We start from the raw sequence: 20,190 nt of genomic DNA, 5'->3' as shown, positions 1-20,190 counted from the left end.
ACAACCGTTGGGGCTGTTCCGTTTTCCCGGGCCGCTTCCCGAACCCGGCGTGCACCTTTCAATGCACCGGGCTCTCCACAAGACCCGGTCAGGCTGCTGTGGTGTCCTCCTCGTCGGTCGGCCAGGGCGAGGGAATGACCGCACCGCGGTAGCGGTAGCGGGTCGTGCCGATCTTCTCCAGATCGATCAGCACACGGTCCTCGGTGGCTGGCCACCAGCCGCCGCCGCAATATTGGCGGCGCAGGTCTTTCCAGGTCGACTTGCGGTGTTTTCGTCGGAGCCAGCGCCACACCGTCTGCCACGTGTAGTGACTGAGGTAGGAGAAGGTCGCCGAGGACACCCCGGCCCGGAAATAGCCCGCCCATCCCTGCAGCGTCGCGTTGATGCGGCGCAGCAGGTCATCGAGCGGCTGGTTGAGTTCAACTGTTCGGCGCAGCGTCTTGATCTTCCGTTTGACCGCCAACACGGCCTTCGTGGACGGATGAACATAGACGTAGCTGCAGCTGGTGCCCCGCTTGCGGCGACGCTGGATGCGCCACCCGAGGAAGTCCAGCCCCTCGTCGATATGGGTGATCAGGGTCTTGTCCGGTGCCAGACGCAACCCCATCGTCGCCAACACGGCGGCGATGTCCTCCTGTAGTGCTTCGGCGTGGGCTCTGGTGCCCCGCACCATCAGACACCAGTCGTCGGCATAGCGGACCAGCCGAAAGTTCGGCTGCCCGTGACGAAGTCGTCGAGCGCGCTCAACCGAGCCGGTAGCCGGACCACCCGGCAACCCGGCAATGTGTTCATCGAGCACCGACAACGCCACATTGGCCAACAGCGGCGAAAGAATCCCACCCTGCGGAGTTCCGGCGGTGCTGTCCGCCAGCAGGCCGTCCTCGGTGAGGATGCCCGCCTTGAGGAACGCCTTCACCAACCCCAAGACACGGTTGTCACCGACGCGTCGACGCACCCGCCCCATCAGAGCGGTGTGGTCGATCTCATCGAAACAGGCCTTGATGTCTCCCTCAACAACCCAGTCATAACACCGGGGACGTGTTGCGAGATAACGCACTTCGGCCACCGCATCATGAGCGCGGCGCTTCGGACGGAAACCGTAGGAACACGGCAGGAAATCCGCCTCAAAGATCGGCTCCAACACCAACTTCAACGATGCCTGGACCACCCGATCGGCCACGGTGGGAATCCCCAAGCGGCGCAACGCACCACCGGTCTTGGGGATCATCCGCTCGCGCACCGGCAACGGGCGGAAACTGCGGTCCTTCAACTGCGACCGCAGTTCATCGAGGAACACCTCGATGCCCTGCCCGGCAGTGATGGACGACGCGGTGCGCCGATCCACCCCGGCCGTGGCGGCACCCTTATTCCCGCTGACCCGATCCCACGCCACCAACACGAACGCGGGATCGGCGACGAGGTTGAACAGATCGTCGAACCGGCGATCAAGATCATCGCGTGCCCAACGGTGCAGCTTGGTCTGGATCTTCAGTACCCGTTGCCGCGCCAGCATCAGCGCCAACTCCAGCTCGTCGGTATTCACCGGCGACATAACTTCCTCTCCTGACCTTCCAGTTTCCGCACTGCATGTCTTGCTGGCCCCCTTCGCCCTGTGACCGCCTTTCTCGGTCTCCACGACGGGCACGTCACCGCCCGCGACTACTACGAGGCCTCCGCCCCACCCTGAAATGCGGTTCCTTGACTCCGAACCCGAGTCGTCACACCCGCCCCGACTGGCTGCCGGAAACGAAATGAGCGGTCCCGCAGGGTGGTTCCCACGTTCACCAGGTCATCGATTGGTCAGGGAGGCGCCCAGCTCTACTCCGGCAGCATCGCCACGGCTACGCCGCAGGCCTTCACCGTGGCCTCCCCACCGCTGGAACTAAACGGCTTCGGAGTCAAACCCCACCCGCTCGGGTTCGTGCACTGCACACCGGCCCATATCCACCAGATTGGAGCCGGCTTCGCGGTTACGGAGCGTCTGACACTGGTTCGCTTACGCTGCACCTTCTGACCTTGCTCGACAAGCCCGCACCGTCTGGCAGTGCCGGCACGGCTTGCCTTCTCGGGACCGCTTGCCACCGATCACCGTCGTTCCCGGCGATCGGCTGCCCCGATGCTTCCTCAGGCCGCTGCGACGACCCGAAGGAGACGGTCTCTCACCGCCTCTCGATATACCCAGCGCCTCGTGGCGCACAGTTCGGCCGCGAAGAAAGCCGACGCCGCCTTCAAGATCGCGTTGGCTCGCTTGAGTTCGGCGTTCTCTCGGCGCAGCTTGCGCACCGTCTCGGATTCCTCTGTGGTCTGTCCGGCCCGCGCACCGCCGTCGATCTCGGCCTGACGCACCCACTTGCGCACGGTCTCGGCGCTACCGACACCCAGCAGATCAGCGACCCGACCCATGGCCTCCCACTCCGAGACCGAATCACTGCGCAGATCGGCCACCATCTGCACAGCCCGCGCCTTCAATTCCTCCGGATACCGCCGTCTCGACGTCCCTGCAGCCATGGACCCATCCTTCCCAAAAGAAGAACTCTCCAGACACGCCGGGGTGGATCACGCGGGCCGCAACAACACGTCGAGGGCGACACGGAGAAGGCGGCACGGCGACATGTCGCGAATCCTTCTCGCATTGCGTGCCGAGGGCCCGGACGTCGCCGACGTGTACCGCGACAACTGCTAGCAGCGGGGCACTCTTTCTGCATGGGCGGATCCGGCAATCGCTGCGAGCACAATGCACAAAAGCCTTGGGTACGTCCGCCTCGCGATACACCGGCAGCCCACGCGGCCGGATTTACCCCGATACTTACTGATGCCCGGCTAACCGCAGGTAGATTACGGTTTCAATCTTGGGGGCACGGTGACGGTCGTCCGTTCACGATCTACACTTGGAGCAAAGTGAAGATATGACTTCACAACGTCGAATAATCTTCGAGGGCGAAGCGTTGACGTTGTACGCGGTGGAGACGAAGGAGGGCGTCTGTGAGGTCGAGGAGTGGCTGGACGGTCTGGACGACATCGCATTCGCCGGATTCGAAGCAAGGTTCGCCCATCTATGCACGATCGGGCACCTTCGCGCAACTGGACAGTGGCGATTCCTCGATGAAGCTGTCTTCGAGATAAAAGTCCATGCAGGACCGGGTTACCGGTTGTACATGCTCCGAGACGGGAAGGACTTCACCGCAACCCACGGCCGCAAGCGACCGGACGATAGCAAGGTGAAGCGGGAGATAAAGAAGGCAGTGAAGATCTTCGGCCAGCATAAGCGGGGAGAACTATGAGATCGCGGAACTCACGCGAGTACAGGTCGTTACTTGCCGGCGAACGATTGGTCGTCGAGGCAAGCGAAGCGGTTCATGAGGCGATGGAGCGTGCTGGGGTCAACAAGAAGCAACTCGCCGCGCGCTTGGACGTTCGTCCCAGCGAGATAAGCCAGAGACTGAGTGGCCGTCGAAATCTGACGCTACGAAGCTTCGCCGCAATGATGGAGGCCCTCGGAGTTCGCGCCAAACTCACTGTTGAAGACAGCGAAACGCCGTACGCTCCCGGCGCCAAATGGGTTACACCGCAGAGCAACACATCTCAGACCGTGATCAACGCCGCAAACGCGATCGTTATCATCAACGCTATCAAGAGCGCTGAATCGACTAGGTCGTGGGGCACCAGCCAGCTCAACGAATACGGTGGCCAGCTGATCACCGGCACCCGCGCCTTAAACGCAGCGGGAGGACACTACGACCCGTTCCTTAGCAACGCGCCAATTAATGCCCTGACCATGGGTGAGGTCAACCCCGAATTAGTTACTGAGGCGGACCTAAAGTGAGGGTTATCGTTCTGACCCTTTGTGAGCACGCGACGGTATCCAGTGTCGGCTTGGTGAGCATGCTCAACGGTGGCGTAAACCGCATCGGCCGCCCCATCTTCCCGGCCCCCCTCGGCCTGACGCTCGTCGCCATGATTGAACTGCCCATTGACTACGTGAGCGGCTCCGAGATAGCGATCGAGATTACGATCACGTCCCCAGACGAAGACGAGGTCTTCGGTCGAGTCGAGGGAGGGGTCGCGTCCCAAATACGGCCGGGGGCCGATCTAAGGGCTGCGACGGCGGCGATCGTCGTTGACATCTCACCGATTGCCGTGACGAAAGTCGGCCTCTACAAGGTGAACGTCAGGTTTCCTGGGACCGAGGAGCCCGGTAGCTCTATCTACTTCGAGGTCGACACGGGCATTGCGCCTGTTGAGGTCGGTGTGGAACCCACGCCGCCCCACGATTCCCCCTAGCCCTGCCCCGGTACGTTGCGCAAACCTTGACGCATACGAGGCACGTTCTCCGGATTCGCAGCATCGAACGCTTGGCACTGGCCCTCCAGGCGGCCAGAACGAGTTTCAGCCGGGTTGAACCGCCCCAGGTTTGATGCCGCTGCTGTTTGAGTCCGGAAGGATGAGCAGCATGCCGAAGAAAATCGATCCTGCCTTGCGTGAGCGGGCGGTGCGGCTGGTGACCGAGCATCAGCAGGAGTACTCGTCGTTGACCGCCGCTTCGGAAGCGGTGGCCCGTCAGCTTGGGGTGGGTAAGGAATCGGTGCGGCGCTGGGTGGTGCAGGCCCAGATCGATGATGGTCAACGACCCGGTGTCACCACGGAGGAGAACGAGGAAATCAAGCGGCTGAGGGCTGAAAACCGAAGGCTACGTGAGGATGTCGCGATTCTGAAAGCGGCGACAACTTTCTTCGCGGGGGAGCTGTGCGCCACGAGGCGCTGGGTATATCGAGAGGCGGTGAGAGACCGTCTCCTTCGGGTCGTCGCAGCGGCCTGAGGAAGCATCGGGGCAGCCGATCGCCGGGAACGACGGTGATCGGTGGCAAGCGGTCCCGAGAAGGCAAGCCGTGCCGGCACTGCCAGACGGTGCGGGCTTGTCGAGCAAGGTCAGAAGGTGCAGCGTAAGCGAACCAGTGTCAGACGCTCCGTAACCGCGAAGCCGGCTCCAATCTGGTGGATATGGGCCGGTGTGCAGTGCACGAACCCGAGCGGGTGGGGTTTGACTCCGAAGCCGTTTAGTTCCAGCGGTGGGGAGGCCACGGTGAAGGCCTGCGGCGTAGCCGTGGCGATGCTGCCGGAGTAGAGCTGGGCGCCTCCCTGACCAATCGATGACCTGGTGAACGTGGGAACCACCCTGCGGGACCGCTCATTTCGTTTCCGGCAGCCAGTCGGGGCGGGTGTGACGACTCGGGTTCGGAGTCAAGGAACCGCATTTCAGGGTGGGGCGGAGGCCTCGTAGTAGTCGCGGGCGGTGACGTGCCCGTCGTGGAGACCGAGAAAGGCGGTCACAGGGCGAAGGGGGCCAGCAAGACATGCAGTGCGGAAACTGGAAGGTCAGGAGAGGAAGTTATGTCGCCGGTGAATACCGACGAGCTGGAGTTGGCGCTGATGCTGGCGCGGCAACGGGTACTGAAGATCCAGACCAAGCTGCACCGTTGGGCACGCGATGATCTTGATCGCCGGTTCGACGATCTGTTCAACCTCGTCGCCGATCCCGCGTTCGTGTTGGTGGCGTGGGATCGGGTCAGCGGGAATAAGGGTGCCGCCACGGCCGGGGTGGATCGGCGCACCGCGTCGTCCATCACTGCCGGGCAGGGCATCGAGGTGTTCCTCGATGAACTGCGGTCGCAGTTGAAGGACCGCAGTTTCCGCCCGTTGCCGGTGCGCGAGCGGATGATCCCCAAGACCGGTGGTGCGTTGCGCCGCTTGGGGATTCCCACCGTGGCCGATCGGGTGGTCCAGGCATCGTTGAAGTTGGTGTTGGAGCCGATCTTTGAGGCGGATTTCCTGCCGTGTTCCTACGGTTTCCGTCCGAAGCGCCGCGCTCATGATGCGGTGGCCGAAGTGCGTTATCTCGCAACACGTCCCCGGTGTTATGACTGGGTTGTTGAGGGAGACATCAAGGCCTGTTTCGATGAGATCGACCACACCGCTCTGATGGGGCGGGTGCGTCGACGCGTCGGTGACAACCGTGTCTTGGGGTTGGTGAAGGCGTTCCTCAAGGCGGGCATCCTCACCGAGGACGGCCTGCTGGCGGACAGCACCGCCGGAACTCCGCAGGGTGGGATTCTTTCGCCGCTGTTGGCCAATGTGGCGTTGTCGGTGCTCGATGAACACATTGCCGGGTTGCCGGGTGGTCCGGCTACCGGCTCGGTTGAGCGCGCTCGACGACTTCGTCACGGGCAGCCGAACTTTCGGCTGGTCCGCTATGCCGACGACTGGTGTCTGATGGTGCGGGGCACCAGAGCCCACGCCGAAGCACTACAGGAGGACATCGCCGCCGTGTTGGCGACGATGGGGTTGCGTCTGGCACCGGACAAGACCCTGATCACCCATATCGACGAGGGGCTGGACTTCCTCGGGTGGCGCATCCAGCGTCGCCGCAAGCGGGGCACCAGCTGCAGCTACGTCTATGTTCATCCGTCCACGAAGGCCGTGTTGGCGGTCAAACGGAAGATCAAGACGCTGCGCCGAACAGTTGAACTCAACCAGCCGCTCGATGACCTGCTGCGCCGCATCAACGCGACGCTGCAGGGATGGGCGGGCTATTTCCGGGCCGGGGTGTCCTCGGCGACCTTCTCCTACCTCAGTCACTACACGTGGCAGACGGTGTGGCGCTGGCTCCGACGAAAACACCGCAAGTCGACCTGGAAAGACCTGCGCCGCCAATATTGCGGCGGCGGCTGGTGGCCAGCCACCGAGGACCGTGTGCTGATCGATCTGGAGAAGATCGGCACGACCCGCTACCGCTACCGCGGTGCGGTCATTCCCTCGCCCTGGCCGACCGACGAGGAGGACACCACAGCAGCCTGACCGGGTCTTGTGGAGAGCCCGGTGCATTGAAAGGTGCACGCCGGGTTCGGGAAGCGGCCCGGGAAAACGGAACAGCCCCAACGGTTGTCACCGCGTCCCGGGCCGACTTTCACCGACCCCCGCAACCGGTGATCTTCGCGTTCATCGACGATCAACGCGCCGCTGGGCACGCGGTCGAGTCGATCTGCCGAGTCTTGTGTGAGCAGGGCTGTCAGATCGCCGCGCGCACCTACCGGTCCTGGAAACAACCAGGCCGGACGGTAGCGGCCCGCACCATCACCGACGCCCAGGTCATCGACGCTGTGCGTGGCCTGGCGTGGACCACCAACGCCGCCGGCAAGCGCGTTCTGGCCCCCGAGGGGCTCTACGGGCGGCGCAAGATGACGGCCCTGATCCGCCGTGCCGCGCTGCCAGAGGCCTCGGCGGGCTCGGTGCACCGGGCGATGTGCACGTTGGGTCTGCAGGGCATACGGCGGTCAAAGAAGGTGCGCACCACGATCCCGGACACCGACGGGCGCCGCGCCCCGGATCTGCTCAACCGCAACTTCCATGCGAGCGTCCCGAACCGGGTATGGGTCACCGACTTCACTTACGTGCGGTCCTGGGCGGGCTTTGTCTACGTGGCCTTCATCGTCGACGTGTTCGCTCAGCGGATCGTGGCCTGGCACGCGGCCACCACCAAGACCACCGATCTGGTGATGGTCCCGTTGCGGATGGCCGTGTGGCAGCGCCGTCACGAAGGTCATCCCACCGCAGCCGGCGAGCTCATCCACCACAGCGACGCCGGAAGCCAATACACGTCGGTCCGTTTCACCGAACACCTTGAACTGGAAGGGATTTCACCTTCCATTGGCAGCGTCGGGGATGCCTACGACAACGCTCTGATGGAAACGATCAACGGCTTGTACAAGACCGAATGCATCCGAACCACAGTGTTCCACCCGGGGCCGTTTAGGACCATCGCCGACGTCGAGTACGCGACAGCAGCCTGGGTCGAGTGGTACAACAACCGAAGGCTGCACTCCAGTCTCGGCATGGTCAGCCCAACCGAGTACGAGCACGCCCACTACAGCGCCCTCGACCGAGAGCGTCAACCCGTATAGCAGCGGCGGAAAACCTGGGGCGGTTCAGGTTGCGACAACTCGTGACACTGAGGCGGGCCTCACCCAACCCAGGCAGGAAGGCGCCGATCAGGGAATTACGGTGCCCCCAGTCGGACTCGAACCGACACTTGGCGGATTTTAAGTCCGCTGCCTCTGCCAATTGGGCTATGGGGGCTTTGCAGCTCAGAGCATACTTTAGGCCGTCTCAGCCGTCCCTTGACGTCCTAAGTACCGCAGTGATACCGCAGTGCTATCGATGGCCTTGCCCAGCGCATCGGCCACACCGCTCAAATCGTCGTTGAGCAAGTGGCCGTAGCGGTCGAGCGTCATGGCCGCCGTCGCATGCCCCAGGAGTCTCTGCACGACCTTGACGTTAGCGCCTGCACTGATCGCCAGTGAGGCCGTGGTGTGCCTGAGGCCGTGCGGTACCAGCCCCTCGATGCCGACGTCTGCACACGCGTTGTCGAATGCCCAGCGGTACTCACCGAGTGGCAGGAACCCACCCTTGCGGCTGGGAAACACCAGCGCGTTCGGGTCGGCCGGTAGCTCTGCCTTGAGTTTCTTCCACACGGGTTCGGGCACTGGCACGTGACGATCCCGCTTCGTCTTGGTCGTCGACTCCACGATGCCCTTACCGGTGACCGCGGTTGCGGACGAGCGAACCGTCAGCACCCGATCCCCCACATGCCGGCGGCGCAACGCAACGGCTTCGCCGAATCTCAGCCCGCAGTACCCCAGGACCAGCGTCAGCGTCTCGAACCGATCGGCAGCCTTGGCTAGCATCAACAGCTCGGTATGGCTCAGGTAGCGCCGTTCACGCTCGGCTTGCTCGGGAAGATCCTCGTCCCGCTTGATCTCCAACGCGACGTTCTTCGCCACCTTGCCAGTCCGTTGGGCGTACTTGAGGACAGCACCTACCAGCTGATGCGCTTGGGTGATCCGACTTGCCGATAAGCCGGCTCCACGTTGCCCACCATCGACCGATAGCGACCCCAGCCACGTCGAATAGGACTCGTAGTCAAGCCTTTTCAGCGGAACACCTTCCCACTTCGGCAGCACCACGGTGTCGAGCAACGAGCGATATCCTGCAACGGTTTTCGGCTTTCGGTGCTGTTTGGTGGCGAACCACTGCTCGGCCACCGACCCGAATGTCTCCGCGCTCTTCCTCGGGTCGACATACTCACCGCGCTGAAAATCAGCGGTCAGGCCGTTGAGGTACGCCTGCGCATCCGGCTTGCGCTGGAAACTCTTGGTGCGTTCAGCACCTGTGCTGTCGACCCATCTGACACGCCATCGCGAGACCTTGCCGTACACCGCAGACCGCTCCGTGCGCATGGCGCCATCCTGGCCTTTGACACGCTTGTGCCAGCGGTCATCGATACCCGCCCGTTCGTTCCGGGTGATCACAAATGGACCATACCGCAGAAATCCGTAGGGTTCATCCGCTTTGCAAGCCGTCTGTCGGTGTCCTGTTCGGTCGCATCAGCGGGACTCGAACGACTTTTCCTTGAATGTGGCTGCGGTGGTGGACACGTCGCCGTTCTTCCAGTCAATGTTGGCTCAGCCAAGACAACTGAGATTCAGGAGGAATCTGATGGAATTGCTAGGAGCCAAGGAAGTCTCGGACATCACCGGTGTTCCGGTTGGAACGCTGAGGTACTGGCGTCACTCGGATATCGGTCCAGCAAGCTTCACCCTGGGACGCCGGGTCGTGTATCGACGCGATGAGGTTCTGCGGTGGATATCCGAGCGGGAGTGCGCAACCCGGCGCGGAGGCGGCGACGCCGCGTGATGCCCAGGCATGAGAAAGACCTCGGGGTCTAGCCGAGGCCTTTCGTTCGAACAACCCGATCGCTCAACCGGAAGTTCCCCATGAGAATAGCCCGTCATGCCCGCCTGCAGAAGCACCGCTGGCAGGAAAACCCATGAGCGCCAACAACGAAAGCGACAAGAAGTCAGTTGCCGCGCGCCTGGTAGCCATGGCTCAAGAACGGTATCTCCTCGGCGTGTCCGAGGACGGAGAGCCCTTTGGCACTGACCGCGCCCGCCCGCATCTGGCGATTCTGCTGCGTGCAGGCAAGGCCGGTCTACGCGCCGAACTCGCCTCCCGCTACTTTGCCGAGACGGGCACCGTCGCCGGTGGCCAGGCCCTCACCGACGCCACCCTGGTCCTCGAAGGCCTGGCCACCGCGCAGAGAACTGAAAAGCTGAATCTCCGCGTCGCTGAGCTCGACGGAACCAGTTACATCGACACCGGACGAACCGACGGCAAGGTCATTCGTCTCCGCGCAGGCACCTGGTCGGTCATCGACACCGCCCCAGTTCGGTTCCTGCGCACCAAGCTAACGGCTGCAATGCCTCTACCACCCCGGACCGGAGACCTCTACCGGTTGTGGGACTTCATCAACGTCGCCCTCCCAGACCGCCCCGTGCTGCTCGCGGCACTCATCGCGGCACTCGTCCAGACCGATGTGCCGCACCCGGTGGTAGCACTGTTCGCCGAGCAGGGCAGCGCTAAGACCACGACGACGCGCATGCTGGTCGACCTCATCGACCCCTCCCCCGTTCCACTGCGCCAGGCACCACGCGACGCCGACTCCTGGGTAACTGCCGCGTCCGGCTCCTGGCTTGTCGCTCTGGACAATCTGTCGGCGATTCCTCCCTGGTTGTCAGATTCGCTGTGCCGTGCCGCCACCGGCGACGGCAACGTCAAACGTGCGCTGTACACCGACGGCGATCTTGCCGTGGTGAAGTTCCGCCGCTGCATCATCATCAACGGCATCGACGTCGGCGCGGTGCGCCCCGACCTTGCCGAACGCATGGCGATGATTGATCTGCGACGCATCGACCGCCACATGCGACAGCCGGAGGCCGGCCTGCGACAACTGTGGCACCAGGCTCTACCGGGCATTTTGAGTGGACTGCTCAGCCTGGCTGCGACCGTGCATCACCGCCTGGACACCATCGAGGTCGACGACGCACCACGCATGGCTGACTTCGGTCGCGTGCTGGCGTGCGTCGACGAGGTTCTGTCGTCCGATGGCTTGCGCCGCTACATGTCACGTTCGGATCAGCTGTCGGAAGACAGCCTGTCCGCTGACCCTTTCATCGAATGTCTGCGCCTCCACACTCACGAACCGTTGCGCGGGCAGTCCGGTGTCGACTTGCTCGCGTTGATCACGCCGACGGGTGGCGACTGGCGACGGCCCAAAGAATGGCCAAGGAACGGCCGCGACGTCACGAGCCTGCTCCGCAGGCACGCGCCGGCGCTGCGGAAACTCGGATGGTTGATCGAGGACGACGGGGCACGCAACCACCGCAACGTCCTGCTGTGGACCATCTACCCCCCACACAAAGACGTGGCCGCCCACCGAGCCTCGCAACCCTCGCGTCCCTCGCTGCTACGGCCCGGCCCCGAGCACCCCACGCCCTCGCACATCGACGATGCCCGCGACGACCTCTCCGCATAGCAAGGGGGTCCCAGATCCGACGACTTGTCGGTGCGTGCAGGCAGTATCTGGACAAGCCTGGAGGGAGCAGCCGCGATGAGCCTGGACGACGACCTGGAGAACCTGGCCACCGCCGCGATCAGCGATTGGCCCGAGATCCGCCAGTCCGGCCAGCTCGATGCGGCAATCCGCGACCTCTACCGAACACATCTGTCGTTTCCAGAATTCTGGACCCCAGAAGAGCGGGAAGAGTACATCGAGGAATGGGCCGATACCGATGCCCAACAGTTGGACACCCAGTTCGACGATGCCATCGACGTCGTGATTGACACGCTCGGCCGACAGAACGGATATCTGCCGCACCCCGGGGACGCTGGAGAGATGATCGCCGAAGAACGCAAGGAAGCGGTCTACGAATTGGAGGCCAGCATCGCGTACCTTGCCGAAGACCTCGCCCAGAAGGCGATCCACGCCGCTGGCCGTACCGCCTCGAGCATGACCGGGTGCAGTCCCGCCGCACGACGCGCCCGCAGAAAGTCAAGACGACGGCCTCGCCGGATCAGGTAAAAATCACCAATCACGATGCGGATGAACGGCATTGGACAGCTCCCGCGCAGCCGTCAGTGTGGCGCGGTCCAGCTTCTTGAGCCGAGCCTGCTCTGCCACGCGAGTAAGCAACCCGCGTAGGGCCTTGCCGTCGCCCAGGACGCTGTTGACAGCATCCATCGGCACGCCCGGCTGGTCCGGCTTGGGCGTTTCTGCAGATTGCTTCTGCGCTGCAGCAGCTTTCGGTACTTCGATCACTCGAATCGGCGCCCCATATCGCTGTGCGGCGTTACGTGCTGCCGATGCGTCCCGACGACAGGTATCCGAGCAGTACAGCCGGCGACGGCCGCGTCGTGGAGCAGCGTCCTCATCGAGCATCGCTGCATCGCAGCGGACACACCGGGTCGGATCGTAACCACCAGCGCCGCAGCTTGGGGATCCGTCCGCCGCAGCCTCTGAGCGCGGATCGAGGGCGATCGAGCTGGAATCGGGTCGTCCACTCGCCTCCGGCGAAGCTGATGAACCCTGCCTGCCGGTATCACCGGATCGCGCCCGCCGCAGCATGGTCTGAAGCTCGCGCACGTCTATGCTCGCGAGTTCTGCAATCCGCGCCAGGGTTTGGCCGCGACCCCGCATCTGCTCGACGACAGTCTGTAGTCCACGAAAGTGACCTGACCGCCTCTTCACCGCATCAGTGCGGATGCTCTCGGCAGCGTGGTCGAAACGCTTGCGCTCCCAGGTATCGACCGCACCAACGCGATGCAGAATTGCCCGAATCTCCTCGGCTCCAGCCGCATTGGCTCGATCACGCCGAGCCCGCTCTTCGTTCCTCTTGCGCTGCAGTTCGACCGCTCGGTATCGCGCCCGCAGCTTCTCGTTCGCGCTCATGCCTCGAACGTACGAAGCTCCGGGCGAAATAGTCCACCACCACAATCATATTCGCGCATATCCGAAATTTGGCGCGTACACCAACCGGCTACGAAAAATGCCTCTGGAACCGCGGATCAACGCGCGTACGACACGGCCAGCCGAAGTTCATCGACTTCCATGCTCGTTAGGTGGGCGATGTCTTCCAACGAGCTTCCATATTCGAGCATTCGCTCGACCTGCTTGCCGTACGTACACAGAGCCTTAGTGAGTTCCGCCGAAGCCTCGGCGCGCTCAAGCTCATCAATGTCGTCGCCACCCGCCGATAGCGTCTCAAGCTTCCACACCTTCACCTCGGCAATACCGGCCAGTGCACGTGTGAGAATCACGCCATCGGCCATGTTGGCCAGCTCTCGCTCGGTGTTCGAATGGCGGGTTCGCGCTCTCTTAACCATGGCCGAACGATAGAACCCCGCCCTGGTTCGCGGCCACCACCGCAAGCACATTCGCCCGAAAGTCCAACGAGTCATCGACACGCTGACCTCGCGCGGTCGCGCGCACTTGGCTCCGACCGACATCCTCTCCCCGCCCATAAGAACATCGCGGCTGTCGCCTACCGCCACGCTTCAGCTGTCGTCGGTCACGTAATTCCCCAGGGGTTGCTGTCACGTAATTCCCCAGGTGTGGGCCTCGTGTTGGTCTTACCGGTCGGGGCGGGCGTTGTCTAGGTGGTGGTGCGGCCGGGTCGTTTCCGGGGTCGGTAGCTGGGTCCGTCCATGAGGACTTGGTGGCTGGTGTTGATCAGTCGGTCGAGTAGGGATTCGGCCACGACGGGGTTGGGGAACAGCGGGTACCAGTCTTTGGGGGCGCGGTTGCTGGTCAGGATGAGGGGTTTGCCAGCGATGGCCCGGTCGGAGACCAGATCGTAGAGATCGTCGGATTGGGTGGTGGTGTGCTCACGCATCGCGAAGTCATCGACGATCAGTACCAGGGGCCGGGTGTACTCGCGCATGCGCTGGCCGATGGTGCGGTCGGCGTGTCCGCCGGCAAGGTCGGCGAGCATGCGGGCGCATTTGACGAAGCGGATGTCCCCGCCGCGGCGGGCTACGTGATGTCCGAGTGCTTGTGCCACATGGGTTTTGCCGACGCCGACGGGGCCGTAGAGGATGACTGATTCGCCGGCGTCGAGCCAGCGCAGGGCGGCCAGGTCGCGCAGCATCGCGGCGGGCAGTTTCGGGTTGGCGGTGAAGTCGAAGTCTTCGAAGGTGGCCTGTTCTTCGAACTTGGCGCGGCGCAATCGCCGTGTGAGAGCGGCGGATTCGCGGCGGGCGATCTCGTCTTGACAGAGGGCTTGCAGGAATTCGAGGTGGCCGAGGCCGCCGTCGCGGGTTTGGGCGAGCCGGGCATCGAGGGTGTCGAGCATGCCGGACAGTTTCAGGGTGCGCAGCGCGGTGCGTAGCGCCGGATCACAGATAGACATGGTGGGCTTCCTTTGAAGGTTGATTATGTTGCAGCAGTGTGGAATTGGTGACGATCAGGCGATGATGCCGGTATCGGTGCCGAACTGGTCGGGGCCACGCAGAAACGCCCCCGCCGCGCCGGTGCTGGCGGGCGGTTCGTCGCCGGCGTGTTCGGTGCCGGCGGCCAGGATGCCTTTGATGGTGCGGTAGGACGGGTCACCGACGGCGATGGCGCGGGCGCACGCGGCCTCCAACCGGTCGCAGCCGTGTTTGTCGCGCAGCCCGAGCACTCCTTGCGCGGCGCGCAGATGGTGGATGGCGTTGTCGGCCATGAACGCGGCGATCACCGCGACGCAGGCCGGGCCGACCAGTTCGGCGGTGCGCCGGCACCAGGTCGGGGTTTTCATCGCGAACGCGACCTTCTCCGGCGGGTAATGGGCGAAGTCGGTCGAGCGCCCCGATGGGCGGCGCACGTGGATGGCCACCACCGCATCGGCGTGAAAGACCTGTACCACGTCGCCGGCGGTGCGGGCATGCAGGCGTTGCCCGATCAGCCGCCACGGCACCGAGTACAACGCCTTGCCGACCTTGAGGTGCGCGTCGGTGCCGACGGTGCCGATCGACCAGGTGGACAGTTCAAATACTCTGGGCGGCAACCCGATCAACGCGCTGGCTTCGATCGCTTCAAACACCCGCAACGGCGGCGCGCCCTCCAGTGCCCGACACGACCTCGCCCCGGCCACCTCGATGCTCCAGCGCTGGGCGTCGGTTTGCATCGCGGGCAGCCCGTCGAACTGGCGGCCGCGCCAGAACGAATCCCGGATGTATTGCATGGGCCGTTCGACGCGGGGTTTGTCTTTGGGTTTGAACGCCCGCGCCGGGTCGATCAGGGTGCCGTAGTGGGTGGCCAGCTCGGCATAGGCGCGGTTGATCTTCGGGTCATACAGGTCGGGTTTGTCCACCCCGGTCTTGAGGTTGTCACACACCAACCGGGCCGGGACCCCGCCGAAGAACTCGAACGCCGCGACATGGCAAGCGCACCAGGTGGTTTGGTCCATCCGGATCACCGGGCGCACGAACAGGTGCCGCGAACACGCCAACACCATCACGAACGCCCACACCGCCACCCGGCGGCCCACCGCGGGATCGAACCACATGCCCAGGCGACCGTAGTCGATCTGCGCTTCACTGCCCGGCTCGACCGGCCCGCGCGGCACGGTCACCTTCGCTCGTGCCACCTCTTCCGCGAAATGTGTTGCGATCCAACGCCGAACCGAGGACTCCGACACCGCTACCGCATGCTCGTCCCGCAACCGCTGAGCGATCGTGGCGATCGTGACATCGGCATCGAGCCAGGTCTTGATCTGGTCCCGGTGCGGTTCGATCAGCGGCCAGGTCAGCGCCCGCGCCGCAGGATCGGACAGTTCCGGGAACCACCCGCCGATCAGCTCCGACCACTGTGGCGCGGTCAGCGGCTCCGTACCCGGGCCGATACCCGCCGCGACCGCCGGAGCCAAATATTTGCGGACGGTCTTGCGGTCAATGCCCAGCGACTCCGATAACTGGACCTGCGAACGGCCCGCGTGCCAGTGGGTGAACAACTCGACCAAATCGAGCATCACGATACTTCTCCTCGCCATCAGCGCCCTTCCATCCACCATCAGATGGATGCAGAGCGAACCGGTAAACGAGGCCCACACCAGGCAGACACACCGCCCAGGGTGGGGAATTACGTGACAGCCAGGGTGGGGAATTACGTGACGGACAACCCCTCAAACCTGGGGAAATACGTGACCGCTGACATTCAGCACCAGACGAGCACACACCTCTTGCACTCCGGGAAGCGGTGGACCGAATGTCGACGGACGATATTCTGCCCCCCAGGAAAGCGACGCGTGGTGGCCTCCGCACCGCGAGGATGGCGAGGCTCGCCGAGATTAGACGTCTTCGGTGGAAACACTCATTTAAGCGTCGCGAAGCTCGAACCCGAGGTCATTGAGTTCGTCGTAGAGGGTGCGGGCCCACAGATGCGGATCCTCATTCAGGCTGGCGATGGCCTTCGGCTCAGACAGTCACGGCCCGGCCGGGCCGTTCCCCGGGGTGTTTAACCAGGTCAAGGCCCGTAACCTCGACAAGTTTGATCCTTGTGTGGGAAAATCCCACACATGGACCACCTGACGCTTGGACAACGGGTTGCCCGAGCGCGAGAACACGCCGGTATACCTCAGAGCAAGCTCGCCGAAATGGTGAAAATGGAGCGTACGGCACTGGGTCGAGCCGAGAAAGGCGAGCGGAAGCTTGCTATGACGGAGATGGTGGCTATCGCAGAGGCCCTGCGTCGACCTCTAGCTTTTTTCGTAAGCGAACCCTTGCCGGCAGTAGTCAGTCGCAGGTCCGATAACACACGTTCAGACGAGACTTCACAGGCCCTCGACGACGAGATAGAGGTGTTCGCCAGCGATGCGCAAACGTTGTTCGATCTTGGTTTGCTTCAGGCCGTAACCAGAAGTCAAGAGGTCCGGACACCTCAGGACTTCTCTCAAGCTGAGGATCTAGCGCGGCGAGTGCGCGATCGCCTTCAGTTGGACACTGGCCCGATTTACCACCTAGCTGACGTTTGCGAGCGGGTGGGCCTAGTCACCTACGCCGCCGCGCTAGGGGAAAACGGCCCAGATGGCGGGTGTGTCGAGGTTCGCGATGGGCTGGCGGTTTCGGTCGTCAACGGAGAAGCCAAATCCGGAAGACGGCGTATGACGCTCGCACACGAACTGGGCCACTGGATTTGTGGCGATGCGTACGACGGCTCGACTGGCGACGATCACGAGAAGATGATCAACGCATTCGCCATCCATTTTCTCGCCCCACGCGCGGGAGTTCAAAAAATATGGAACGAGCACGACGAGTGGAGTGTTCGCGATCGTGCCCTGGCGGTGGGATCAATATTCAGGCTGAGTTGGTCAGCTGTCGTCAGCCAGCTGAGAAATCTAGGTTTGATCTCGTACGAGACGCGGCAGTCCCTGCTCGACCGAGAGCCTCGCCATGGCGATTACGTCGCACTCAAGTTGTCATGGGACGACGAGCCAAAATGTCCCTACGTCTCGCCGGGTTTCGCAGCGGCTTGCGTAGAGGGCTACACATCGGGCCGGCTGACCGCAGCGCGAACCATCGAGTTGCTACGCGGAACAATGAAACGCGAAGACCTACCGGAACGGGAGGCAGAATCCCTCGATAGCGTGCGAAAGCTATTCGCGGTTGGCGGTGACTGAGGGCACGCAGTGGGTGATGGACACCAGCACTTTCACTCACTTCTGCCGGGCTGGATACGGGCACATCCTGCAAGCATTGGCGCCGCAGGGTGTGGTGCTCATCCCGCGTGAAGTCGAACTGGAAATCGATGCAGCTAGAAATCTGCACGTCGGCGTGCCCACCGTGGGTTCCACGACGTGGGCCGGTCGGATATTCCTAACCTCAGATGAGGAGTGGACGGCGATGCAAGTGAAAGTAGTGCTTGGAGGCGGCACTAAAGAACACATGGGCGAATGTGCGGTGATTGCGTGCGCGAAGCATCGCAAACTCGTTGCTGTGATTGACGAGCGCGCCGCTGTGGCAGAAGCAATCGCGCGCAAAGTTCCGTTTCTAGACACGATGAGACTCGTTGCAAATGCGCACAAATCCATCTTTGATCAAGACGAGAGCAAGACTGTCGCCCTGGTTGACGCACTCCTGGGAACCGGGATGTGGTTGCCAGTGAAGTCGGGATCTGAGTTGTTCGGCTGAATCTAGGAGCGAGTCCGCCTGCCTGAATTGAAAGCTTCGCCCGTCTGTCGCCCCCATCGTGCGCTTGCCATAAGCGCCGCTGCATTCGGCGTCGTATCGGCGGTCCTTATTCCGGCTCCAGGAGAGCGCAATCACCAGACGATCCGAAGGACGCAATGGGGGCCATCGAAGGTTCTCCTGCTGTCCGGGCACCGAGCGCCCATCCTTACTTCGGCGAAGGCCTCTCCTGGTTTGTCGTCGACGTCAGCGCAGGGGCTAGACGCTGAGCGACCTTAGCCTTGATCCACCGATCGAATAGGAGTTGGGGCGGGTTGTAAAAACGAAATGCCCTGTCGCGGTGAAAGAATGGGATTTGTCGAGGATCACATTCGGTCAGAACGAAGGGCATCTCGTAGATGCAACTATCTCACACTCGTCCTGTGGCGTCAGCCCGCTTTGATGACCCCAATCTGGTGTCGTGTGCCGGGCTGGTCCCGATGGCCGCTCTGGCTCATCAGTGCGGGTTGAGCAGCCTGGCTGATGAGCACATCACGGTGCCGACCGACAAGGGCGCCAACGCCGGGGCGAAAGTCTTGTCGCTGGTCGCGGGCATGGTAGCTGGTGCTGACAGCATCGATGACATGGCCTTGCTGCGCCACGGCGCGATGGGCACCGTGTTCGACCGCCCGTACGCCCCGTCGACGCTGGGATCGTTCCTGCGCGAATTCAGCTTCGGTCATGTCCGCCAACTCGACGCCGTGGCGGCGCGGTTGCTGGCCGGTCTGCACGAACGCACTCCGGTGCTGGCCGGTGTTGACGGTCCGGTGTGTGTTGATCTCGATGACACCATCATCGAAGTGCACGGCTACACCAAACAGGGATCTGGTTACGGATACTCCGGGGTCCGTGGGTTAAATGCGCTGATCGCCACGCTCACCACTGAGCATGGTGCACCGATCATCTGCGGCCAACGCCTACGCAAAGGCGCCTGCGGATCAGCACGTGGAGCTGCCCGCATCGTCGGCGACACGCTGGCCACCGTGACACGACTGCGCTCTTCGGCGGCAGCCACCCGGCCGCTGCTGCGAGCCGACTCGGCGTTCTACGGCTACCCAACCGTGGCGGCTGCTCTGCGCGGTGGTGCCGACGTGTCGATCACCGTGCGCCTAGACCCAAAAGTCAAAGCCGCCATCGCCGCCATACCCGAGGACGCCTGGATCTCGATCCAGTACACCGACGCGATCTACGACGAGAACACCCAGCGCTGGATCTCGCGCGCCGAGGTCGCCGAGATCGACTTCACCGCGTTCAGCTCCCGCAAAACCAGCGAGCAGATCCCCGGCAGGCTGGTGGTGCGGCGCATCCCCGACCTCAACCCCGCCAGCGGCGAGGGGCAGACCACCCTGTTCGACACCTGGCGCTTCCATGCCTTCTTCACCACCACCGACCTCGATACCGTCACCGCCGACAAGACCCACCGCGGCCACGCGCTCATCGAGCAGGTCCACGCCGACCTCAAAGACTCTGCTCTGGCCCATCTGCCCTCGGGGCGATTCGGCGCCAACGCCGCCTGGCTGGTGTGCGCAGCGATGGCGTTCAACCTCACCCGCGCCGCGGCCACCCTGACCGGACCAGCGCTGGCCAAAGCCCGCACCGGCACCATCCGCCGCACCCTGATCAGCGTGCCGGCACGCATCGCCTCCTCGGCCCGACGCCTGACCCTGCACCTGCCACGCAACTGGCCCTGGGAAACCGCGTGGAACACCCTGTTCCACAGTCTGTTTGGCCGAAACCGGCCACTGCTGGCCTAACAGAGCAACCCCAACCGCCCGCACGAGACGAAAGACCCACAGGAACAAGCCGATACCGAGATCGGGCCATCACACACACCCACCTCACGGCACACCCCGGGCCCAACTCACACAATCGAAATCGACTTCACACCGACAGCTCACCGGTGGATCGAGGCTTAGGTATGTCACGCCGCCAACGGATCGACGTGTTCACTCCGGGATGCGGCGAGGACGGTGATACGTGCAATCTTAATTTGGCGTAACCCCAACTGCGCGAATGAAATTGGGTGGTTCGGGACGGCGACCTCCCGGTAACCAGTTTTGTCGAGACCATCACTACCTGGCGTCGCGCCGCGAAATTAGA

16 protein-coding genes, 1 tRNA gene and 3 pseudogenes are annotated in these 20,190 nt (G+C 63.2%); 12 read left to right on the top strand and 8 right to left on the bottom strand.

Going from position 1 to position 20,190, the window contains the following annotated elements; all coding sequences use genetic code 11:
- Positions 1 to 88: 88 nt before the first annotated feature.
- On the bottom strand, positions 89 to 1,543 hold the full coding sequence (gene ltrA, locus ACJEIK_RS04930) for a group II intron reverse transcriptase/maturase (RefSeq protein ID WP_061002868.1): 1,455 nt from the start codon (positions 1,541 to 1,543) through the stop codon (positions 89 to 91).
- A 668-nt stretch (positions 1,544 to 2,211) separates the two neighbouring features.
- Positions 2,212 to 2,448 (bottom strand): annotated as a pseudogene (locus tag ACJEIK_RS04925) (transposase); the annotation flags it as partial.
- A gap of 458 nt (positions 2,449 to 2,906) precedes the next feature.
- On the opposite strand from ACJEIK_RS04925, the gene ACJEIK_RS04920 reads away from it, so the two are divergent.
- The 6 genes and pseudogenes from ACJEIK_RS04920 to ACJEIK_RS04895 form a co-directional block, all read left to right on the top strand.
- The gene (locus ACJEIK_RS04920; RefSeq protein ID WP_135355178.1) at positions 2,907 to 3,281 is read left to right on the top strand and encodes a hypothetical protein; all 375 of its coding nucleotides are present in this window, start codon (positions 2,907 to 2,909) and stop codon (positions 3,279 to 3,281) included.
- Between the two features lie 47 nt (positions 3,282 to 3,328).
- Positions 3,329 to 3,823 (top strand): helix-turn-helix transcriptional regulator, encoded by a 495-nt coding sequence (locus ACJEIK_RS04915; protein ID WP_162563610.1) that lies wholly within the window; start codon positions 3,329 to 3,331, stop codon positions 3,821 to 3,823.
- Between the two features lie 59 nt (positions 3,824 to 3,882).
- Positions 3,883 to 4,281, top strand: a complete 399-nt coding sequence (locus ACJEIK_RS04910; protein WP_409431645.1) for a DUF6941 family protein — start codon at positions 3,883 to 3,885, stop codon at positions 4,279 to 4,281.
- Positions 4,282 to 4,450: 169 nt separating this feature from the next.
- Positions 4,451 to 4,738, top strand: a pseudogene (locus ACJEIK_RS04905) (transposase); the annotation flags it as partial.
- A gap of 659 nt (positions 4,739 to 5,397) precedes the next feature.
- Positions 5,398 to 6,852: a group II intron reverse transcriptase/maturase gene (gene ltrA, locus ACJEIK_RS04900; protein WP_061002868.1), complete on the top strand. Its 1,455-nt coding sequence runs from the start codon at positions 5,398 to 5,400 to the stop codon at positions 6,850 to 6,852.
- Positions 6,819 to 7,955, top strand: a pseudogene (locus ACJEIK_RS04895) (IS3 family transposase); the annotation flags it as partial. The gene ltrA (ACJEIK_RS04900) and the pseudogene ACJEIK_RS04895, both read left to right, overlap by 34 nt.
- A gap of 101 nt (positions 7,956 to 8,056) precedes the next feature.
- Here the strand turns inward: ACJEIK_RS04895 and ACJEIK_RS04890 are convergent.
- Both ACJEIK_RS04890 and ACJEIK_RS04885 read right to left on the bottom strand, forming a co-directional pair.
- Positions 8,057 to 8,130 (bottom strand) — tRNA-Leu (locus tag ACJEIK_RS04890).
- 20 nt (positions 8,131 to 8,150) lie between these two features.
- A complete protein-coding gene (locus ACJEIK_RS04885; protein ID WP_406776369.1) occupies positions 8,151 to 9,362 on the bottom strand; it encodes a tyrosine-type recombinase/integrase in 1,212 nt (403 codons plus the stop codon).
- Between the two features lie 187 nt (positions 9,363 to 9,549).
- Here ACJEIK_RS04885 and ACJEIK_RS04880 point away from each other — a divergent pair, with 187 nt between their 5' ends.
- The 3 genes from ACJEIK_RS04880 (at position 9,550) to ACJEIK_RS04870 (ending at position 11,971) form a co-directional block, all read left to right on the top strand.
- A complete protein-coding gene (locus ACJEIK_RS04880; protein ID WP_208676971.1) occupies positions 9,550 to 9,747 on the top strand; it encodes an AlpA family transcriptional regulator in 198 nt (65 codons plus the stop codon).
- A 133-nt stretch (positions 9,748 to 9,880) separates the two neighbouring features.
- Complete coding sequence (locus ACJEIK_RS04875) at positions 9,881 to 11,425, top strand: ATP-binding protein (protein ID WP_406776368.1); 1,545 nt, start codon at positions 9,881 to 9,883, stop codon at positions 11,423 to 11,425.
- A 75-nt stretch (positions 11,426 to 11,500) separates the two neighbouring features.
- Complete coding sequence (locus tag ACJEIK_RS04870) at positions 11,501 to 11,971, top strand: transposase (RefSeq protein WP_406776367.1); 471 nt, start codon at positions 11,501 to 11,503, stop codon at positions 11,969 to 11,971.
- Between the two features lie 3 nt (positions 11,972 to 11,974).
- On the opposite strand, the gene ACJEIK_RS04865 is transcribed toward ACJEIK_RS04870, so the two are convergent.
- From ACJEIK_RS04865 to istA, 4 genes are all read right to left on the bottom strand, one after another.
- Positions 11,975 to 12,838: a hypothetical protein gene (locus ACJEIK_RS04865; RefSeq protein WP_406804963.1), complete on the bottom strand. Its 864-nt coding sequence runs from the start codon at positions 12,836 to 12,838 to the stop codon at positions 11,975 to 11,977.
- 116 nt (positions 12,839 to 12,954) lie between these two features.
- Positions 12,955 to 13,272, bottom strand: a complete 318-nt coding sequence (locus ACJEIK_RS04860) for a hypothetical protein (RefSeq protein ID WP_406804964.1) — start codon at positions 13,270 to 13,272, stop codon at positions 12,955 to 12,957.
- Positions 13,273 to 13,541: 269 nt separating this feature from the next.
- On the bottom strand, positions 13,542 to 14,297 hold the full coding sequence (istB, locus tag ACJEIK_RS04855) for an IS21-like element helper ATPase IstB (protein WP_074360265.1): 756 nt from the start codon (positions 14,295 to 14,297) through the stop codon (positions 13,542 to 13,544).
- Between the two features lie 54 nt (positions 14,298 to 14,351).
- Positions 14,352 to 15,896, bottom strand: a complete 1,545-nt coding sequence (gene istA / locus ACJEIK_RS04850; RefSeq protein ID WP_109558051.1) for an IS21 family transposase — start codon at positions 15,894 to 15,896, stop codon at positions 14,352 to 14,354.
- Positions 15,897 to 16,442: 546 nt separating this feature from the next.
- Between istA and ACJEIK_RS04845 the strand changes: the two genes are divergently transcribed.
- From ACJEIK_RS04845 to ACJEIK_RS04835, 3 genes are all read left to right on the top strand, one after another.
- A complete protein-coding gene (locus tag ACJEIK_RS04845; protein ID WP_406776376.1) occupies positions 16,443 to 17,543 on the top strand; it encodes a helix-turn-helix domain-containing protein in 1,101 nt (366 codons plus the stop codon).
- A gap of 16 nt (positions 17,544 to 17,559) precedes the next feature.
- Entirely contained in the window at positions 17,560 to 18,054 is a 495-nt protein-coding gene (locus tag ACJEIK_RS04840; RefSeq protein ID WP_406776375.1) for a hypothetical protein, read from the top strand.
- Positions 18,055 to 18,449: 395 nt separating this feature from the next.
- The gene (locus ACJEIK_RS04835; protein ID WP_099961824.1) at positions 18,450 to 19,844 is read left to right on the top strand and encodes an IS1380 family transposase; all 1,395 of its coding nucleotides are present in this window, start codon (positions 18,450 to 18,452) and stop codon (positions 19,842 to 19,844) included.
- Positions 19,845 to 20,190: the final 346 nt, after the last annotated feature.

This window comes from Mycobacterium sp. SMC-16 (assembly GCF_046250085.1).
In the GTDB taxonomy this organism is placed as follows: Bacteria; Actinomycetota; Actinomycetes; order Mycobacteriales; family Mycobacteriaceae; genus Mycobacterium; species Mycobacterium phocaicum.
Note: the sequence above shows the minus strand (reverse complement) of the source record. Positions and strands in the feature narration are given on the sequence as shown.